The 18,970-nt window shown below is 29.4% G+C and carries 18 protein-coding genes; 9 read left to right on the forward strand and 9 right to left on the reverse strand.

What is annotated here, in order from left to right:
- The first annotated feature begins 37 nt into the window (after positions 1 to 37).
- The 5 genes from CAMP5121_RS00125 to CAMP5121_RS00145 are packed head-to-tail and all read left to right on the forward strand — an operon-like array spanning position 38 to position 4,570.
- Positions 38 to 778 (forward strand): NAD+ synthase, encoded by a 741-nt coding sequence (locus CAMP5121_RS00125; RefSeq protein WP_263724864.1) that lies wholly within the window; start codon positions 38 to 40, stop codon positions 776 to 778.
- The gene (locus tag CAMP5121_RS00130) at positions 765 to 1,703 is read left to right on the forward strand and encodes a tetraacyldisaccharide 4'-kinase (RefSeq protein ID WP_337214445.1); all 939 of its coding nucleotides are present in this window, start codon (positions 765 to 767) and stop codon (positions 1,701 to 1,703) included. The genes CAMP5121_RS00125 and CAMP5121_RS00130 overlap by 14 nt, the downstream gene beginning before the upstream one ends.
- Positions 1,678 to 3,087, forward strand: coding sequence for a threonine synthase (gene thrC / locus CAMP5121_RS00135; RefSeq protein ID WP_337214446.1), 1,410 nt, complete (start codon positions 1,678 to 1,680; stop codon positions 3,085 to 3,087). The genes CAMP5121_RS00130 and thrC overlap by 26 nt, the downstream gene beginning before the upstream one ends.
- Positions 3,084 to 3,809 carry a 3-deoxy-manno-octulosonate cytidylyltransferase gene (gene kdsB / locus CAMP5121_RS00140; RefSeq protein WP_263678650.1) on the forward strand — a complete coding sequence of 242 codons (726 nt, stop codon included), beginning with the start codon at positions 3,084 to 3,086 and terminating at the stop codon, positions 3,807 to 3,809. The genes thrC and kdsB overlap by 4 nt, the downstream gene beginning before the upstream one ends.
- Positions 3,806 to 4,570, forward strand: a complete 765-nt coding sequence (locus tag CAMP5121_RS00145; protein ID WP_263724861.1) for a transporter substrate-binding domain-containing protein — start codon at positions 3,806 to 3,808, stop codon at positions 4,568 to 4,570. Before kdsB ends, CAMP5121_RS00145 begins: the two co-directional genes overlap by 4 nt.
- On the opposite strand, the gene CAMP5121_RS00150 is transcribed toward CAMP5121_RS00145, so the two are convergent.
- Positions 4,567 to 5,283, reverse strand: a complete 717-nt coding sequence (locus CAMP5121_RS00150) for an amino acid ABC transporter permease (RefSeq protein ID WP_263724880.1) — start codon at positions 5,281 to 5,283, stop codon at positions 4,567 to 4,569. The two genes, CAMP5121_RS00145 and CAMP5121_RS00150, sit on opposite strands and share 4 nt — an antisense overlap.
- Before the next feature lie 248 nt (positions 5,284 to 5,531).
- Here CAMP5121_RS00150 and dsbD point away from each other — a divergent pair, with 248 nt between their 5' ends.
- Positions 5,532 to 7,223 carry a protein-disulfide reductase DsbD gene (gene dsbD, locus CAMP5121_RS00155; protein ID WP_263724860.1) on the forward strand — a complete coding sequence of 564 codons (1,692 nt, stop codon included), beginning with the start codon at positions 5,532 to 5,534 and terminating at the stop codon, positions 7,221 to 7,223.
- Positions 7,223 to 7,876 carry an MOSC domain-containing protein gene (locus tag CAMP5121_RS00160; RefSeq protein ID WP_263682171.1) on the forward strand — a complete coding sequence of 218 codons (654 nt, stop codon included), beginning with the start codon at positions 7,223 to 7,225 and terminating at the stop codon, positions 7,874 to 7,876. Before dsbD ends, CAMP5121_RS00160 begins: the two co-directional genes overlap by 1 nt.
- Here CAMP5121_RS00160 and CAMP5121_RS00165 read toward each other — a convergent pair.
- Positions 7,869 to 9,044, reverse strand: coding sequence for an NAD(P)/FAD-dependent oxidoreductase (locus CAMP5121_RS00165; RefSeq protein WP_263724859.1), 1,176 nt, complete (start codon positions 9,042 to 9,044; stop codon positions 7,869 to 7,871). The two genes, CAMP5121_RS00160 and CAMP5121_RS00165, sit on opposite strands and share 8 nt — an antisense overlap.
- Positions 9,045 to 9,146: 102 nt before the next feature.
- On the opposite strand from CAMP5121_RS00165, the gene CAMP5121_RS00170 reads away from it, so the two are divergent.
- On the forward strand, positions 9,147 to 10,511 hold the full coding sequence (locus tag CAMP5121_RS00170; protein ID WP_337214447.1) for a sodium-dependent transporter: 1,365 nt from the start codon (positions 9,147 to 9,149) through the stop codon (positions 10,509 to 10,511).
- Here the strand turns inward: CAMP5121_RS00170 and CAMP5121_RS00175 are convergent.
- The 5 genes from CAMP5121_RS00175 to CAMP5121_RS00195 all read right to left on the reverse strand — a co-directional run bounded on the left by CAMP5121_RS00175 (position 10,482) and on the right by CAMP5121_RS00195 (position 15,576).
- Positions 10,482 to 11,366 carry a 1-aminocyclopropane-1-carboxylate deaminase/D-cysteine desulfhydrase gene (locus CAMP5121_RS00175; RefSeq protein ID WP_263724857.1) on the reverse strand — a complete coding sequence of 295 codons (885 nt, stop codon included), beginning with the start codon at positions 11,364 to 11,366 and terminating at the stop codon, positions 10,482 to 10,484. The two genes, CAMP5121_RS00170 and CAMP5121_RS00175, sit on opposite strands and share 30 nt — an antisense overlap.
- Complete coding sequence (locus CAMP5121_RS00180) at positions 11,353 to 12,303, reverse strand: OmpA family protein (RefSeq protein WP_263672026.1); 951 nt, start codon at positions 12,301 to 12,303, stop codon at positions 11,353 to 11,355. Before CAMP5121_RS00180 ends, CAMP5121_RS00175 begins: the two co-directional genes overlap by 14 nt.
- On the reverse strand, positions 12,290 to 13,621 hold the full coding sequence (locus CAMP5121_RS00185; RefSeq protein WP_039626332.1) for a MotA/TolQ/ExbB proton channel family protein: 1,332 nt from the start codon (positions 13,619 to 13,621) through the stop codon (positions 12,290 to 12,292). Before CAMP5121_RS00185 ends, CAMP5121_RS00180 begins: the two co-directional genes overlap by 14 nt.
- A 75-nt stretch (positions 13,622 to 13,696) precedes the next feature.
- Positions 13,697 to 14,761: a class II fructose-bisphosphate aldolase gene (fbaA, locus tag CAMP5121_RS00190; protein ID WP_337214448.1), complete on the reverse strand. Its 1,065-nt coding sequence runs from the start codon at positions 14,759 to 14,761 to the stop codon at positions 13,697 to 13,699.
- Entirely contained in the window at positions 14,761 to 15,576 is an 816-nt protein-coding gene (locus tag CAMP5121_RS00195; RefSeq protein ID WP_263663212.1) for a peptidylprolyl isomerase, read from the reverse strand. Before CAMP5121_RS00195 ends, fbaA begins: the two co-directional genes overlap by 1 nt.
- 79 nt (positions 15,577 to 15,655) lie before the next feature.
- Between CAMP5121_RS00195 and nth the strand changes: the two genes are divergently transcribed.
- Positions 15,656 to 16,282, forward strand: coding sequence for an endonuclease III (gene nth / locus CAMP5121_RS00200; RefSeq protein ID WP_039618455.1), 627 nt, complete (start codon positions 15,656 to 15,658; stop codon positions 16,280 to 16,282).
- Positions 16,283 to 16,305: 23 nt separating this feature from the next.
- On the opposite strand, the gene gltS is transcribed toward nth, so the two are convergent.
- Entirely contained in the window at positions 16,306 to 17,514 is a 1,209-nt protein-coding gene (gene gltS, locus CAMP5121_RS00205; RefSeq protein WP_263663209.1) for a sodium/glutamate symporter, read from the reverse strand.
- A gap of 115 nt (positions 17,515 to 17,629) precedes the next feature.
- Positions 17,630 to 18,970 (reverse strand): TolC family protein, encoded by a 1,341-nt coding sequence (locus tag CAMP5121_RS00210; RefSeq protein ID WP_337214449.1) that lies wholly within the window; start codon positions 18,968 to 18,970, stop codon positions 17,630 to 17,632.

Genomic DNA, 18,970 nt, shown 5'->3' on the forward strand with positions numbered 1-18,970 from the left:
AATATAATTTTAAAAAATTAATATTTAAAGATTTTTTATGAATTATACAAAATTACAAGAATTATTGATCAATTTTATAAAAGAACAAGCAGGGGATAAAAATCTCATCTTAGGTTTAAGTGGTGGGATAGATTCAGCTTTAGTAGCTCATCTTTGCAAAAAAGCAATAGGTGAAAAACTTTTTGTGCTTTTAATGCCTACAAAACATTCTAAAAAAGAAAATTTAGATGATGCATTAATGCTTTGTAAAGATTTGCAAATTCATCATAAGATTATTTATATTGATGAAGTACTTTGTGCTTATGAAAAAATTTGTCAAGACTTAAACCCTTTACGCTTTGGAAATTTAGCTGCAAGAGTGCGTATGAGTTTGCTTTATGATTATTCGGCTTTACACAATGCATTGGTAGTAGGCACTTCTAATAAAAGCGAACTTATGCTTGGTTATGGGACTATTTATGGGGATTTAGCTTGTGCTTTTAATCCTTTGGCTACACTTTATAAAAGTGAAGTTTTTGAACTTGCTAAATTTATGGGTGTACATGAAAATTTCATACAAAAAGCTCCTAGCGCTGATCTTTGGCCAAATCAAAGCGATGAAAAAGATCTTGGCTATAAATATGAAGTTTTAGATGAAGTTTTAAAAGCTTTAGAAAATAATCAAAGCTTGGAAAATTTTGATGAGAATTTAAAAAATTTAGTCTTAGAACGTGTGCAAAATAATGCCTTTAAAAGAAAACTTCCAACAACATTAAAGAATGCATATGACTTGGCTTGATCGCTATTTTTTTAAACCTAATTTTTTGCAAAAAACTCTAGCCTTTTTGCTTTTGCCTTTTAGCTTTTTATATATGATCATAGCGATTTTAAATACTAAATTTAAAAAAGAACTTGATTTTAATTTACCCATTATAAGCATAGGCAATCTAACCCTAGGAGGCAATGGAAAAACTCCCATTTGTAAAGCCATAGCAGCTGAGTTTGAAAATTGTTTTATCATCTTAAGAGGCTATAAAAGACAAAGTAAAGGCTTAATCATCGTTAAGCATAAAGATGAAATTTTGTGCGATATTAAAGAAAGTGGCGATGAAGCTATGGAATATGCACTTACAAAGCACATTAATGGAGTGATAGTAAGCGAAGATAGGGTTAAAGGCATACAAAAAGCTATCGAGCTTGGAGCAAAGATCATACTTTTAGACGATGCTTTTTCTAAATTTCACATTAAAAAGCTTAATATTTTATTGCAAAGTAAAGATGAGCCATTTTTTGGTTTTACCCTACCTAGCGGGGCTTATCGTTTGCCAAAATCTTTTGCTAAAAGGGCTGATTTTATAGCTAAAGAAAATGAAGACTTTGTGCGTTATTCTCATGTAAAAGAAAATCAAAAAGCAGTTTTAATAAGCTCCATTGCAAAACCTTTTAGGTTGTATGAGCATTTTATCAAAGCTAGGGCTTGTTATTTTTTTGCCGATCATTATACTTTCAAAAAAGAAGAATTAAAAAAACTTTTAAAAAAACACAATTGCGACACCTTGATGCTAACCTTTAAAGACTATGTGAAAGTAAAAGATTTTGGCTTTAAAACTGAACTTATTCATCTTGATATTGTTTTAAAAGATAACTTTAAGCAAGTTTTGCAAAATTATATTGATAAATTTAACAAAAAGGAAGAAAATGTTGCTACACTCAACCCAAGATAAAAACCATCAAGTAAGCTTTTCAAAAGCCTTACTTAGCCCTAGTGCACCTAATAATGCTTTATATGCGCCACTTAATCTACCAAAGCTTAATAATGAAGCTTTAAAAAATTTAAGCTACAAAGAATTAGCTTTAAAAATCATCGCTGCATTTGAATTTGATTTAGAGCTTGAAGTTTTTGAAAAAGCTTTGAAAACTTATGAGAGTTTTGATGATAAAACCTGCCCTATTAATTTGAAAAAAATCAATGATAAGCTTTATATTAATGAATTATTCCATGGACCAACAAGAGCTTTTAAAGATATGGCCTTACAGCCTTTTGGCGTGCTTTTAGAACACTTAAAAAAAGATGATGATTTTTTAATCATGTGCGCTACAAGTGGTGATACAGGGCCTGCAACATTAAAAAGCTTTGAAAATAAAAAAGGCATAAAAGTAGTTTGCATTTACCCAAATGAAGGCACAAGTAAAACTCAAGCTTTACAAATGACACATTCAAATGCAAGCAATTTAAAATCCATAGCCATTGAAGGTAATTTTGATGATGCGCAAAATGCTCTAAAAGCGCTTTTAAATGATGAGGATTTTAAAAATACTTTAAAAGAAGAAAAGTTAAGTCTAAGTGCTGCAAATTCAGTTAATTTTGGAAGAATACTTTTTCAAATCATCTATCATTACTATGCTAGTTTAAAAATCGATAAAACAATAGATATCATCATTCCAAGTGGAAATTTTGGCGATGCTTTGGGAGCTTATTATGCTAAAAAAATGGGAGCAAATATAGGCAAAATTAAAATTGCTTCCAATTCAAATAATATTTTAAGTGAGTTTTTTAATACAGGCAAATATGATTTAAGAAATAAAAGCTTACAAAAGACTATTTCTCCTGCTATGGATATACTCATATCATCAAATATAGAAAGATTGCTTTTTGATAAATTTAAAGATGAACGCACCAAAGAGTTAATGCAAGCTTTAAAGAATGAAAAATATTATGAGCTTAGCCAAAAAGAGCTAGAGCTTTTACAAGAAGACTTTGAAGCTGATTTTTGCAATGATAATGAGTGCATGCAATATATCAAACAATACAGCCACTTAGGACTTTTAGACCCTCACACTTGCACTTGCTTTAAAATGCTTGATTCTAACACCACTACGCTTATTACTTCCACAGCACAATGGAGTAAATTTACCCCAAGTATGTATCAAGCAATTTATAATAAAGAATGCCAAGATGAACAAGCTTGCATGCAAGAACTTGCAAAAGAATTTAAACAAGAAATTCATCCAAATATCACAAGCTTATTTACAAGCACACAAAAGCAAAATCAAGTTTGCAAACTTGAAAATCTAAAACAAACTATTATAGAATGGATAAAACAATGATAATCATACCAGCAAGATTAAAATCAAGTCGTTTTGAAAATAAAATTTTATGTGAGATTGATAATTTACCTATGTTTATTTATACAGCTAAAAAAATGCAAGAAGTTGATGAAGTGTGCGTGGCACTTGATGATGAAGAGGTTTTAAAAATAGCGCAAAAACATAATATAAAAGCAGTTTTAACAAGTAAAAATCACGAAAGTGGCACTGATAGGATCAACGAAGCTTGTCAAATTTTAAAACTAAATAACAACGAGCTAATCATCAATGTCCAAGCCGATGAGCCTTTTATAGAAACACAAAATATTAAAGATTTTAAAGAATTTAGTCAAAAAGCTTTTGAAGATGAGCTTTGCTTTATGAGTAGTTGCTATAAAGAAGTAGATGCAAAAGCTTGTGATGATCCAAATTTGGTTAAAGTAGTTACTGATAGTAATGATTATGCTTTGTATTTTTCAAGATCTAAAATTCCTTATGAAAGGGTAAATTATAAACAAAATTTTAAAGCCCATCTTGGAATTTATGCATATAGAGTTAAAAATTTACAAGAATTTTGCACTTTGAAAAACTCAGCTTTGGAAGAATGTGAAAAATTAGAACAATTAAGAGCCTTAGAAAATGGCAAAAAAATCAAAATGCTAAAAATACAAAGTCAAAGCATAGGTATAGATACAAAAGAAGATTATGAAAGAGCCTTAGCTAAATTTGGAGTTAAAAAATGAAAAAAATACTTTTTTTACTAAGCTTGTTTTTTACACTTCATGCAAAAGAATTAATCGTAGGTATGGAGTTAGCCTACCCTCCTTTTGAAATGAGTGATACCAAAGGTAATCCAAGTGGTATTAGTGTAGAGTTTTTACAAGCCTTTGCCAAAGAAAAAAACTATGATTTAAAAATTCAAAACATAGCTTGGGATGGACTTATACCTGCTTTAAGAACTCAAAAAATAGATCTAATCATGTCTTCTATGAGCATAAGTGAGCAAAGAAAAAAAGTAATAGATTTTACCTTGCCTTATGCTAAGGCAAATTTAGCGATATTAAGCACTAAAAAATCAAATATTAATTCCATAGAAGATTTAAATCAAAAAGGAAAAATCCTTGCTTTAAAAAGAGGTTCAAGTGCACATTTATATGCTCAAAAAAATCTTAAAAATGCAAAAATCCTAGTATTTGATAAAGAAAATGCAGCTATTTTAGAAGTCATTCAAGCAAAAGCTGATGCTTTTATTTATGATCAAATGAGCATTTATAAAGCATGGAAAAAACATCCTGAGCAAACAAAAGCTATTTTTACCCCTTTTGAAAAAACACCTGAGCAATGGGCTATAGCTTTAAATAAAAATAATACCAAATTAAAAGAAGAATTCAATGAGTTTATTTTAAAATCTAAAAAAAATGGTCTTTTTGATAAGCTAAGTCAAAAATACCTCAAAGATATGCAAGAAATTTTCAAAGAACAAAAGCTTGAGTTTTTCTTTTAAGAAAAACTCTTTTCAAGCTTTCTTGAAAACATAGAAATAGGTAAAGTTAAAACCAAATAACACAGTGCTAAAGGAATGTAAATTTCTAAAGTTGAAAAGGTAAAAGCATTGATTTCTTGGGCATTTTGAGTTAATTCTGAAATAGCTATAACGCTTAAAAGAGAGCTGTCTTTAATTAAATTACTAAGCTGTCCGCTTAGTGGTGCTAAGATATTTTTTAAAGCTTGGGGAAAAATAACGCTTTTATAAATTTCAAACTCACTCAAACCCAAAGCTTTGGCACTTTCATATTGCATTTTATCAACACTTAAAATCCCCGCTCTAAATATCTCACAAATATAAGCACTAGCAAATAAAGCTAAAATCAAAACTCCACAAACATAACGATTATCAAGCCCTAAATTATCCGCAAAAATATAATAAATCAATAAAATTTGCACTAGCAAAGGTGTGCCCCTAATAAGCTCTATAAAAACTCTTGCAAACATATTAAAAAGCACGATTTTACAAAGACTCATATAACACAAAATCAAAGCAAAAATCACACCTACAATCAAAGACAAAACACTAATAAAAAAACTCGTAAAAAAACCCTGTATCATTTTGTCTTTATATTCATAAATTGCCCCAAAATCAAAATTATAACTAGCGCTTAAAAAAGATAAATAAAAAAATAAAAACAATAAAAAAACCAACAAAAAAGCATTAACCATATATGCTTTTAAAGTAATTTTTTTATACTCGTTAAATTTATTGTGCACTAAAAAAATACTATTCAAAAATTTCCTTTATTATGATTTCAAATATAGCAAATAGCAACTAAATTTCACTAAATATTAAGATTGTTAAAAATTGGAATTTTAGTTTATAACAAACTCCTTAATTTAGGATAATTATTAACTTAAATTTACCACAAATAAGTAAAATAAAACAAATTTAACTTCTAGTTTCAAGGAGAAAAATGCGTTTTTTAGCGGTATTTTTTATTTTTTTAAATTTAGCTTTTGCTAATAATGGAGTATTATCACTCAATGAAGCTTTTAAACTCAATACCCACAGCAACAATCAAGGAATTTTTTTAAAAATCAATCTTGCAGATAGAATTTATCTTTACAAAGATCAAATCAAAGTAGAATTAGATTCAAATGACATTACTTCTTTATTAAATTTCCCACAAACTCAAACTAGAGAAAACAAAGAAGTAATCTTTAGCCAACTTGAACTTTTTATACCTCAATTATTATTAGATGATTTTATTAAAAATAACAATGCAAAACTTTCCCTAGCTTATCAGGGTTGCTCAGAAGAAGGTTTATGCTATCGTCCTGTATATGTAAATTATGAACTTAATAAACAAAATGGATTTTATGCTATAAAATCCACTAAAGATCAATTTAAAAAGCAAAATGAAGATGAGCAAATTGCTAATGATTTAAGCACACAAAATATATTTATCACGCTTTTAACTTTTTTTGGTTATGGCTTGTTATTAGCACTTACTCCTTGTATTTTACCAATGATACCTATTCTTTCTTCATTAATCGCAATGAAGCTCAAAGATAAACCATCTAAAAAATATAGCTTTTACTTATCTTTTATCTATGTCTTTTTTATGTCTTTAGCTTATGCTATAGCAGGTGCTTTAGTAGGTCTTGCAGGAGCTAATGTACAAGGTTTATTACAACAACCTTGGATTATCATTGCTTTTGCAGGTATTTTTGTATTGCTCTCACTTTCCATGTTTGGCCTTTATGAATTACAATTGCCGCTTAAATTTCAAAATTTTATTAATAAAAAAATAGAAGGCAAAAACGGGGTTTTTGGTATAGCTATCATGGGCTTTTTATCAGCTCTTATTGTAGGACCTTGCGTGGCTGCACCTTTAGCAGGGGCTTTGCTTTACATTACTAATAGTGGCGATGTATTTTTAGGAGGACTTTCTTTATTTGTGATGAGTTTTGGTATGGGTATGCCTTTACTTTTAATAGGATTTGGAGGAAGTTTTTTAAAAAGCGGAGCTTGGATGCTTAAGATAAAAATTTTCTTTGGTTTTATCATGCTCATCATGGCAGTTTGGATGCTAGAAAGAATACTTAGTGCAAATATCATTTTAATGCTTTATGGGATTATAGGGGTATTTTTTGCTAGCTTTATGGGGCTATTTGATGAAGCAAAAACTAATTTTGATAAATTTAAAAAAGCAAGTATGATTTTAATTTTAGCTTATAGTTTAAGTCTAATTTTAGGCGGCTCAATGGGTTCAAAAAGCTTACTAAAACCTCTTGAGTTTAACCTTGTCTCAAAAGAAAATAGCTCTAGTTTAAGTTTTAAAACCATTAAAAACTTAAAAGAACTTAAGCAAGAATTACAAAATTCTACCAAACCGGTTATGCTTGAATTTACAGCCGCTTGGTGTGAAAACTGCAAACTTTTAGAAGAATATACTTTTACAGATACGAAAGTACAAAATTTGCTTGCTAATTACACGCTTTTAAAGGCAGATGTAACACATAATAACCAAGAAGATTTATCTCTTATGAAAGAATTTGGAGTTTTTGGGCCTCCTGTAATGATATTTTTTAACAAAGGCGAGGAAAAAGGACGCATTATAGGCTATGTAGATGCAAATGATTTTTTAAGTAAAGTTCCTTGATGAGTTCTATTAAATCTTTGCAAATTGGCAAAATCAAAAACTATAATAAATTTCACTCAGCATTTATCAAGGATATTTATTTAAATTCTTTGCAAATTTATACAGATTATATTCTTGATAATGAAATAGCTGATAAAATTCATCATGGAAATTTAGAAAAAGTTGTTTTTGCAAATAGTGTGCAAAACTATACTTTATGGAATAATTATTTAAACAAATACTTAAATTTTGGAGAAATGGGAGAGAATTTAAGTATTGATGGTTTAAACGAAAATAATGTTTGTTGTGGAGATATACATGAGATAGGTACTTGTATTTTGCAAGTAAGTCAACCGCGCAAGCCTTGTTTTAAAATTTCTAGCATACACAATCACTTAAATTTCACTCAAGAAGTTTTCAAAAGTGGAAGAACTGGATGGTATTATAGAGTCTTAAAAGAAGGCATAATAGGCAAAAATGACAAAATCAAAATTTTACAAAAAGATGAAACTAATTTAAGCATTATGGAGTTAAATCAATTATTTTTTAATCCTTTTAAAAATTCAAATTCTTTAGAAAAATTAGAAAAAATTTCCACCCTAGCAAAAGGATGGAAAGAGAGTATTCAGGCTAGATTAAATCATGCTTATGATGATTCTTATATGTTTATTTAAAAAATCCTTTTATCCCTATAAGCTGATATTGCCATAGTTTTTCTATAAAAATTTTAAGTTTTATTGCCAAAAGACCACTAATTGGCTTATGCAAAACTGTGCCAACTGCATAATCATTTCCGATTGAACAAACGGTATTTCCACTTATAAAAGAAAATTCTTGCTTAAATTCTTTCTCATCAATCATAGCCATTAAAGCTTTGGCTACATAAGCTCCTTCTCTTAATGCAAGCTGGGCTGTTGGAGGATAAGGAGTGTTGGTTTTAGGATTTTTAAATAAACTATTATCACCTATAAAAAAGTATTTTGATGGATTTTCAATATTTAAAGGATGCATGAAAGCATCTACTTCTATACGCGATCTTACACTTGAAAAATCAGAGCTATTTTCTATAACGCTATTACCCCTAACCCCTGCAGTCCAAATGATAGTATTAGCTTTAACAAATTCTCCCCCATCAAGTCTTATACCATTTTTTTCACATTCTATGATTTTAGATTTTTCATATACTTTTACACCAAGTTCTTGTAGCCTTTGCTTTGCTTTTAAAGCCATACTTTTATCAAACATAGGTAAAATTTGATCCATAGCCTCAATAATAGAAAGCTCTAATTTCTCATAAGCAATTTGCTCTTTTTGGCAAAATATTTTAAGCTCTTTAGCTAAAGAAGCTATAAATTCAACCCCGCTTAAGCCCCCACCACAAACTGTGATTTTCAAATCATCTTCATTTTGAGTGGTTTTATGATTTTTTATTTTCTCATATATTATTTCATTAATTTTTAAAGCATTTTCATAATTATCTATACTCAAAGCATATTCTTGCATACCTTTAATACCAAAAGTTTCTTTAGCAAAACCAAGCCCACATACTAAAATATCAAAGTCAAATTCATTATTTTTAGTAAAAACTTTGTCTTTAGAAATTTTTAAAACTTCATCTTGGATAAAGTTAATTTTTGGATTTAACAAAGGCAAAAGATCATATTTTGAACTATAAATATCTTCATTGGAAGCTACTTTGTGTAGTAAAATAGTATGATAATGATAAGAATTGTTATTAATCAAACTCACTTGTGCTTTTTCAAAAAACTCATCAGATAAGGCTTTTATAGCCGATAAAGTAGCATATCCTGCACCTAAAAACAAAATTTTCTTTTTTTGCATGGATTTTCCTTTAATTTGATAAAAAAATAAATAAAAATTTGGCATAATGGTATTATTTTTTATCTTAAAATATTTTTTATTTAAATTTAGCAAGGAAAAAGTATGCAAAGACAAACTTGGAGCAATACGCTAACTTATATCCTTACAGTAGCAGGAGCGACTATTGGTTTTGGAGCCACTTGGCGTTTTCCATACTTAGTAGGTGAAAATGGAGGCGGTGCTTATGTTTTAGCCTTTTGTATAGCTATGATTTTTATAGGAATTCCTGTGATTTTGGTTGAAAATGTTATAGGAAGACGCAGAATGCTAAATTCAGTCGATGCTTTTGGTGGAAAAACAAGCGATGGAGTTAAAATATCTAATTCTTGGCAAGGTGTTGGCTACATGGGGCTTTTAGGTAGTTTTGGAATCATGGCTTATTATATGGTAATAGGTGGATGGGTTTTGGCTTATATTTTTAAAATCATCATAGGCGATTTTAATCTTTCAAGTCCCATTAATGCTCAATATACAAGCGAATTTTATAACTCAACCATAGAAAATAATCCTTTATTAATAGGAATTTTTACTACTATATTTGTGATAATTAACTGGATTATCTTAAAAAAAGGTGTGATTGATGGCATAGAAAAGTCAGTAAAATACCTTATGCCATTTTTATTTATCTGCCTTTTGGTTGTTGTTGCACGTAATTTAACACTTGAAGGAGCAAGTGAGGGCGTGAAATTTTACCTTACTCCTGATCTTTCCAAAATCACTCCTAAATTGTTTATAGATGTTTTAGGACAAGTATTTTTTGCCCTATCTTTAGGCTTTGGTGTAATGATAACCTTATCATCTCACCTTAATAAAAATGAGAATTTAATCAAAACTTCTGTTTATACAGGAATTTTAAATACCCTCATAGCAGTACTTGCTGGTTTTATGATTTTTCCTGCTTTATTTAGTGTAGGTTTAACCCCTGATAGTGGACCATCTTTGGTTTTTAAAACCTTACCTGTTGCATTTTCACATATACCTTTTGGAAGTATAATTTGTGTGTTTTTCTTTTTACTTTTAATCATCGCTGCACTTACTACAAGCTTGCCAATTTATCAAGTAATCATCAGTGTTTTGGAGGAAAAATTTAAACTAGCTAAAAATACTGCTATTAATCTAACACTTGGAAGTATTTTTGTCTTGGGAAATTTACCATGCATACTTACTTATGGTCCTTTAAAAGATATTACTATCATCAAAGGAAAAAATATTTTTGATAGCTTTGATTTTATTAGTGGAAATATATTCTTTGTTTTAACCGCATTTTTTTGTTGTATTTATGCAGGTTGGGTACTTAAAAAAGATGCAATTTATGAGCTTTCTAATCAAAATACCCTAAAAGGAAGTATTTTTAAACTATGGTATTACTATGTTAAGTTTATCATACCTTTGATTATCTTAGTGATTTTTTATTTTGGTATTTTTTAATTTATATTCATAACGCTTTAACATGCTTATATTTCCTTCAAGGCCTCCTTGATGGATATATAAGATTTTTCCACCAAATTGCTCTTTATGAGCTAATAAAGTTTTAAAACCCACCATATCATAAAGCAAATCAAACTCTACTCCACATTCTTTTTTTAGATCTTGATAAAGCTCATAAAATTCTAAATAAGGCTTAGCAAAATGATATTTTTTTGGTGGATTTAATATGGTTAAATTATCAAAATCATAATTTGCTTCTAAGTTTAAAATTTGCTCTTTTAAATACGCACTATCTCCCACACAAGCACATGTAAAAACTTTAAATTTGCTATGTTTAGCCAAAAAAGCCGCAGAAGTTCCTGTACCTGAGGGTAAAAAAATACTTACATTTTCATTCAACTGTTCACTAAGCTCTAAGGCTAGTTGTTGGTATCCAAATTCAGCTTCTTTTATAGCCACACCCTCTTCTATAAAAACATCATCATCTTTTTTTAAGGCTAAAGCTTGTAATCTTCTTGTAGGATAGTTTGTATTTTCTATCAACTCCACATTATGTTTTAATGCAAATTCTAAATTTCCATGGGGATTTTCTTTTAAAAAAGAACTCATTTTTTCACAAACAAAAATGAGCAAAAAATCATTTTCGTAACAAAACTTAGCTAAAGCAACTAAAGCATTACTTTGAGAAGAACCAAAAGAAATAAATCTTTGTCCTTTTTTAAATAAATGTTTGTTTTTTTCAAAAAAGGCTAGTTTTCTAGCCTTATTTCCATTGATATAACCTAATAAATCATCTCTTTTGAGTAAAAATTCAAAATCTTTGTATTTTAAAACATCAATTCTACTTGCTATCAAGGTATTTTTCAACCTTTTCTAAAGCATTATTTGTATTGATATTAAACTTAATCTCTATTCTACGGCTTGCTTCTTTATCTTCTTTACCATCTTTCATAATTACATCAGAATAAGACCTACCGCTTGCCATTAAAAGTTTTTGCAATCTTGGATCTTTATAAAATGAGTGTATAAAACTCATCACAGCATAAGCTCTTTTTTGCGATAAATCAAGATTATATATATAAGAACCTGCGCTATCTGTATGACCTTCTATGACTATATTTTCTATGCTATTTAAGATATTTTCATCTTTTAAAATATTGTCAAAATACTGCGTTAAAATCGCTTTCAAATTCTCTTTTGCATGTGCTTTTAGCGTAAAAGAATTTGTATCAAAAAGCACTTCAGAAGGTAAAACTATCGCCCCTGTATTAGAATCTAAGGTAATATTAGTATCAAATTTTGCTTGAAGATTTTTAATGGTATTTTCTTTGATTAAACCTAATTCTTTGATTTTACTTTTTGCCTCATCAAAATTACGCTCTAATTCTTTGATTTCTTCATCTTTTTTGTTTAATCTCTCAAGCAAAGCAAAAATTTGTTGATCTTTTTCATCCAAACTTGAATTTAAATCTTGATTGAGTTTAGTAATATTAGCCTCTAAAGCCTGTTTTTGCTTATTAACATCATCAAGCGTGCTTGAAGTATTATTTAATTTTTGGCTAAGATTTTTTAAAATATCTTCTTTTTGGTTTAATTCTTCTTTGTTCTCTCTTAAGCGCTCTTCTTGTTTTTGCAGATTTTCTTTTATGATTTGCAAATCACTTTGAGTTAAAACATACTTAACAACTATAGCTCCAATAAGCAAAATAAATATAAAAAGCAAGCCCGCCATTAAATCTGCATAAGCGATCCAAAAATTATTTTCTTCATTGTTAGAATTATTTTTTATCATCTATTTTTTCATCTTCTTTTTGATTTTCAAGCTTTGCAATAACTTGTGTGGTTTGCTCATCTAATTCTTTGCTTTCTTCTTTAAATTCTTGCATTAGTGAAATTTTTTCATCGATATTTTTTTCATCTTCATAAGCTTCTTTAAAAGTATGCATACCTTCTATAATACTTGCCCTAAAACCTTCAAAAAGCTTAGTTTGATTATCTAGCATAAGATTTTGATATTTTTCAATATTATTTGAAAAATTATTCACCTTTTCATCTAAAGCACTCACGCTTTTATCTAAATGCACAATCTTATCAGAACTCACATCCAAAAGTCTGTTGTATTGCTCTGAAATTCTTAAGGTTAAATCTTTTATGTTTGAATTTAGCATATTTACCGCATTTGCAATCTCGCTGTAAGTTTTAACTATATCTTTTTGCTCTCTTTGGGTTTTAGATAAATCACTCATAGTTTGTTTTACATGCTCACTGCTTAATCTTACAGCTTTTTCCTCAGCATTTACAAGCTCTTGAAAAACTTTGAATTTTCTATCTATTGTATTATCTAATTCTTTAAAAAATTCCTCATTACTTACATGCTCAAAAATCGTGCCTATTTTTTCAAAATGTTGCAAACTTTCTTGAAGATACTTTCTATCAATTTCTTCTTTAGACCAGAAAAAATCGCTTGTTGCATTTTTTTGACGATTAAGAAGTTTTTGGAATTTACTGCTGCCGTATTTTTCAAAAAATATCCACCAAAGTGCTAAGAAAATTCCATAAATTGATACATAAAAGGCTGTTCCTACTCCATTTAATAAAACTGAAATTTCTTGTTCTAAACCTGCTGTGTCGCTTGAATTAAAATTTGGCATAGACATGGCTATACTTATAAAAGTTCCTAAAATACCAAGCATAGGAAAAATAGCTGCACCTACAGAAGCAAAATTTTCATTTCTCAAATCTTTCACATAAGCATAAGCAAAATCATCAAAACTAGCGTTTGACTTTGTTTCTTTACCTATAACTAAAAAATGCTTCATAATATAGCGTTTTAATATAAGCTTAAATTCATCTTTTTGTTGCTCAAAAATACTTGAAGCATAATCAGCACTGTGTCTAGCAAAGATCAAAGCTACCAAAAAGATAATCCCTATCATTACAACACTATGTAATTCTACTTTAAAATCAATCTTTCCAAAATATCCTAAAAGCACTAAAATATACAATATAGCAGGGATAAATATAATCTTTAAATAAGCAACAATTCCAGTACTGCCTTTTCCCTCAGGCAATACAAGATCAGAAAAATCATCAGTTGTTTTAACTTCCATTTTATAAACCTTTGTTAATTTTGCTCTAAAAATTTGAAATCTTCACAGGAAAATCAACTAAGAGTTATAAAACTCTTAGTTTCTATCGATACAATTTAAATCGCTAAAAGCACACTCTAAGCGTTTGATCATGCTCTCTTCGCCCGCTCTAAGCCATACTCTTGGATCATAGTATTTTTTATTTGGCTTATCATCTCCATCTGGATTGCCAATTTGTCCTTGCAAATAAGCTTTATTTTTAAGTTCATACTCTCTAACACCATCCCAAAAAGCCCATTGAGTATCTGTATCGATATTCATCTTAATTACACCGTAGCTAAGTGCTGCTTTGATATCTTCTATATCACTACCACTGCCACCATGGAAAACAAAATTGATTGGTTTTTCTTCACCAAGATTGAATTTTTCTTTTACATAATTTTGAGAATTTTTAAGAATTTCAGGTCTTAAAATCACATTTCCTGGTTTATATACTCCATGTACATTACCAAAGCTAGCTGCGATTGAAAATCTATCACTAATTTTAGAAAGTCTCTCATAAGCTAGTGCTACATCCTCAGGCTGGGTGTATAATTTTGCATTATCGATATTAGTATTATCCACCCCATCTTCTTCACCGCCCGTACATCCTAGCTCAAGCTCTAAAGAAATTCCAAGTTCAGACATTTGTTTTAAATAATTTTCACAAGTGTTTAGATTGCTTTCTAAATCCTCTTCACTTAAATCAATCATATGAGAGCTAAACAAAGGCTTGCCTTTTTCTTTTTTAAACTCAATATTTGCTTCAATCAAAGCATCGATCCAAGGAAGTAATTTTCTAGCAGCATGATCTGTGTGTAAAATCACCGGAACTCCATAAGCTTTTGCCATTAAATGTACATGTCTTGCACCACTTATAGCACCAAGTACATCAGCCTTTGGGCAAGCTTTCCCTGCTACAAATTTAGCTCCTCCATTTGAAAACTGAATAATCACAGGTGAATTAACTTTTTTAGCACTTTCTAAAACCGCATTGATAGAATTTGTCCCCACGACATTTACCGCAGGGATAGCAAATCCTTCTTTTTTTGCATGATTATATACGATATTTAGATCATCACCACTTAAAACACCTGGTTTAACAAGATCTAATACGCCCATTATTTGTATTCCACTTTTGCTTTTTGAAGAAGTTCTTGAGCTTTTTTATTCATAAGTTCTTTAAATTCTTCCATTTTGATATTGCTTTCAATACCTGCTTTTACTTCATTATAGCTCATAGTACTTTTTGCTCTAGCATCTTCTTTTAAGATAACATGATATCCAAAATCACTCTTTACAGGTGTTTTAGAAATAGTACCTTTTTTCATAGAAAAAGCTGCATCAGCAAATGGTTTTACCATAGTTGATTCAGCAAACCAACCAAGATCACCACCTTGAGCTGAAGAACCTTTGTCGATTGATTTTTCTTTTGCAAGTTGAGCAAATTTATCATTTAAAGCTTTTCCACTTAGCTTACTAAGCTCAGCAATAATATCTTTAGCTTCTTTTTCGCTAGTTACCAAAATATGCTTAGCTTTCACTTGAGCTGGTTTAGTAAATTTATCTTTATTTGCTTCATAGAATTTTTTAGCTTTAGCATCATTATTTTTAATTGAATCAAAAATTTTCTTTTGGTAGATATTTACCAAAATAGCTTCTTTAGCACGCTCTAATTCTTCTTTATATGAAGGATCATTTTCTATTTTTTGAGCTTTAGCATCTTTTAATACAAGTTGTTGAACGATATATTGATCAATAATTGCTTTTTTTTGCTCAGCTGGTAAATCAGTGATTTTAGCACCTCTTAACATAGGAGCAAAAAATTCATTCACTTCTGTATCGCTAATATTGTTTCCATCAAGGGTTGCAACCACCGCAGCATTTAAACTTAAACCTGTTAACAAAGCCGCAGCAACTAAAGAAATTTTTTTCATTGTTTTTCCTTTTGAAATAGTTTTGTTGATTTTATTATATCTAAACTTTATTTAAAGCCGATTAACATACAATAAGTTTATGAAAAGAAATTTAGAAATTAAAAAATTATTTTTAGAGCATTTTGGACAAGCAAAAACAGAATTAGTTTTTAGTAATGCTTATGAACTTATAGTTTGTGTTATGCTTTCAGCTCAATGTACTGATAAAAGGGTTAATCTCATCACACCGGCTTTATTTGAAGCTTATCCTAGCGTACAAGATTTAGCTAAGGCAAACTTATCATCTTTGAAGCTTTTGATTAATTCTTGCTCATTTTATAATAATAAAGCACAAAATTTAATCAAAATGGCTCAAGCAGTTTGCGAGCAATTTAATGGTGAAATTCCTATGAATGAGCAAGATTTAAAAACTCTAGCAGGCGTAGGACAAAAAACCGCACATGTAGTAATGATAGAATGGTGCGGGGCTAATTGTATGGCTGTAGATACTCATGTATTTAGAGTTTCACACAGACTTAATCTTAGCAAAGCCAAAACCCCTGAAGAAACAGAAAAAGACTTAACTAAAATTTTTAAAGATAATCTAAACTATCTTCATCAAGCTATGGTGCTTTTTGGACGCTATACATGCAAGGCTAAAAATCCTTTATGTAAAGAGTGTTTTTTAAATCATTTATGTAAGAGCAAAGATAAAAAGTTAATCTAGCACTAAATTAGTGCTAGATGATTTTAATGAAAGAATGGTAGATATAAGAAAGCATTAATCACTAAAGCATTTACTATATCTATGAAAAATGCACCTACTAAAGGCACAATAATAAATGCCATATGGCTCATACCATAGTGATTTGTTACAGTTTGCATATTTACCATAGCTGTTGGAGTAGCACCTAAACCAAAACCACAATGTCCTGCTGCTAAAACTGCCGCATCATAGTCTTTTCCACATATTCTAAAGGTTACAAATATAGCAAAAGCAGCCATCATAGCAACTTGTACTACTAAAATTACTAGCATCGGTAGTGCAAGGGTTACTAGATCCCAAAGATTAATAGTCATTAGTGCTAAAGCTAAGAATAATGACAAGCTTACATTACCTAAAACTGACACCTCTCTATCAAATACATGGTGAATTTTTGTAGCTGATAAAACATTTCTTAGAACAACACCCACAAAAAGACAATACACAAAAGTTGGTAAAGTAAAACCTGTATTTGCTTTGATATAAGTAGATAAAGCATTACCTATTAATAAACATAAAGCAATCAATGCTAAAGACTCTATAAAAGAAGATGGAGTGATCAATCTTTCTTTTTCTGGAGATTGGAAATTTAAAATCGCATCTTTATCATCATTTTGTTTTGGAACTACTAATTTGTGTTTATTAACCAAATATCTCGCAACAGGCCCACCTATGATACCACCTGAAATAAGTCCAAAAGTCGCACAAGCAATCGCAACGGTAGTTGCGCTAGAATACAAATAAGGTTCTTTAATAAATTCAGCCGCCCAAGCTGCACCTGTACCATGACCACCACTCATTGTAACAGAACCTGCTATAAGCCCCATAAGCGGATTTTGTCCCATGGCAGTTGCTACACCTATACCAACTATATTTTGCGCAAATAGTAAAGCTACAACTACAACTAAAAAAACTGCTAATTTTCTACCACCTTTTTTTAATGAAGCAAAATCAGCTAACAAACCAATACTTGAAAAGAATGCAAGCATTAACGGATCTTTCATAGATTCATCAAATTTAATGTCTAGTGAAAAAGAACTATGTAAGATTAAAAGAATAATCGCAGCTATTCCACCACCAACAACTGGCTCAGGGATATTATAATCACGAAGAAATTTTACCCTTTTAATGACAAAAACGCCCAAAAGCAATACTATAACCATAGTAACTAGCGTTGCATAAAAATCAAATTTCATACCTCTCCTTTGTTTGATTTACTTATCAATTGTAATCTAAATGACTTTAAAAACAACGCAAATAAACACTACTCTTTACTAAGATATTACAAAATGAAACATTTTTAAGTCTATTTTACTCTGAAATCAATACTATATTATGATACAAATTAATATTTTTAAGTAAAGACAGTTTCGCTCTACTAAGCTCTTGAAGTGAATTAATAAGCAAAGCATCCGCATCAAGATAATCTTTTAGCTCATTACGCCCTAATTCATATTTTTCAAAATATAATTGTGTAATTTTTGCTTGGTTAGTATTAATATCTTTTACTAAATTTAACAAATCATTATAGTATTTATCATTTTCATAACAAAGTTTAAACTCATGAATAGCTCTTTGTAATGCATCTTTATACTCATATAAGCGTGCTTGGTATGCAAATTCAGAAATTTTTACATTTTGTCTTACTCTATAAAAGTCCAAAAATGGTAAGTCAATAACAACATTACCTCCTAAGATTAAAAATTTAAAACTCTCTTCAATATTCTTATCACTCCCATCTAAATTTCCCAATATTTTTATACTAGGCAAAATACTTTTTTGCACACTTGCATAATCCTTATAAGAAGCCATAAGTTGATTTAGTTTTGCTTGAACTTGTGGTCTATAAGCAAGCATTTTTAACTCTATATCAAAATTAATTTTTTGCAAAGAAAAATCTTCAAGAGTATAATTTAGTATTTTATTAATCAAAAATCCATCATCTTTACCTAACAAATCTTTTATATTTTTAAGTGTTAAGTCTTTATTTTGCAAATTTGTAATGATGTTTTGTTTAGTGTTTAATAAAGACTTTTTGATATTTAAAAGATCAATATATTCAACCTTACCATAATCAAATTTAGTAGTATAAATTTCTAGCATTTGCTCAAGATTTTTTAAATGATTGTTGAGCAAGTGATCTACATCATTAAAATAAATCAATTCAAAAATGCTATTAATCGCTAAATTAATCGTATCAAGCTCTAAAGAGCGTAACTCATATTCGCTTGCTTTTGCTAAAAATTCAGAACTAGCAACTTGATCTGAAATTTTTCCATATATATCAAGCTCATAATTTAACATAATACCATTTGAGAAACTATGTATTTCTGCGCCATTGTTTAAATTTTTTCTTATGTTTGCACCTAAATTTCCACTCAAAGTAGGATAAAGATCTAAATTTAAAAGCTTATATCTAGCTAAAGTGCTTAAAAAATTAACTCTTGCTACATTTAGATCTTTGTTATTGTCAATAATAGCTTTTAAGATATTATTTAAATCTTGATTATTATATTTTTCCCACCAAGCCTTGCTTGCATTAAAATCTTCAAAATATTCTTTTTTTATTTGATCTTGGGATACTTGTTCTAATTTTACTCCTACGCAAGCATTTAAAAAAAAGACTATAAAAAATAATAAAAATATTCTCAT

Origin of the sequence: Campylobacter sp. 2352 PW (genome assembly GCF_024723575.1) — a bacterium.
GTDB lineage: Bacteria > Campylobacterota > Campylobacteria > Campylobacterales > Campylobacteraceae > Campylobacter_D.

Coding starts and splice junctions, on each gene's coding strand:
- CAMP5121_RS00165 (WP_263724859.1), bottom strand. CDS start 9,044: ATGCAAAAAAAGAAAATTTTGTTTTTAGGTGCAGGATATGCTACTTTA.
- CAMP5121_RS00170 (WP_337214447.1), top strand. CDS start 9,147: ATGCAAAGACAAACTTGGAGCAATACGCTAACTTATATCCTTACAGTA.
- CAMP5121_RS00125 (WP_263724864.1), top strand. CDS start 38: ATGAATTATACAAAATTACAAGAATTATTGATCAATTTTATAAAAGAA.
- CAMP5121_RS00150 (WP_263724880.1), bottom strand. CDS start 5,283: ATGGTTAATGCTTTTTTGTTGGTTTTTTTATTGTTTTTATTTTTTTAT.
- dsbD (WP_263724860.1), top strand. CDS start 5,532: ATGCGTTTTTTAGCGGTATTTTTTATTTTTTTAAATTTAGCTTTTGCT.
- gltS (WP_263663209.1), bottom strand. CDS start 17,514: ATGAAATTTGATTTTTATGCAACGCTAGTTACTATGGTTATAGTATTG.
- thrC (WP_337214446.1), top strand. CDS start 1,678: ATGTTGCTACACTCAACCCAAGATAAAAACCATCAAGTAAGCTTTTCA.
- CAMP5121_RS00145 (WP_263724861.1), top strand. CDS start 3,806: ATGAAAAAAATACTTTTTTTACTAAGCTTGTTTTTTACACTTCATGCA.
- CAMP5121_RS00195 (WP_263663212.1), bottom strand. CDS start 15,576: ATGAAAAAAATTTCTTTAGTTGCTGCGGCTTTGTTAACAGGTTTAAGT.
- CAMP5121_RS00180 (WP_263672026.1), bottom strand. CDS start 12,303: ATGATAAAAAATAATTCTAACAATGAAGAAAATAATTTTTGGATCGCT.
- CAMP5121_RS00160 (WP_263682171.1), top strand. CDS start 7,223: ATGAGTTCTATTAAATCTTTGCAAATTGGCAAAATCAAAAACTATAAT.
- CAMP5121_RS00185 (WP_039626332.1), bottom strand. CDS start 13,621: ATGGAAGTTAAAACAACTGATGATTTTTCTGATCTTGTATTGCCTGAG.
- fbaA (WP_337214448.1), bottom strand. CDS start 14,761: ATGGGCGTATTAGATCTTGTTAAACCAGGTGTTTTAAGTGGTGATGAT.
- nth (WP_039618455.1), top strand. CDS start 15,656: ATGAAAAGAAATTTAGAAATTAAAAAATTATTTTTAGAGCATTTTGGA.
- CAMP5121_RS00130 (WP_337214445.1), top strand. CDS start 765: ATGACTTGGCTTGATCGCTATTTTTTTAAACCTAATTTTTTGCAAAAA.
- kdsB (WP_263678650.1), top strand. CDS start 3,084: ATGATAATCATACCAGCAAGATTAAAATCAAGTCGTTTTGAAAATAAA.
- CAMP5121_RS00210 (WP_337214449.1), bottom strand. CDS start 18,970: ATGAGAATATTTTTATTATTTTTTATAGTCTTTTTTTTAAATGCTTGC.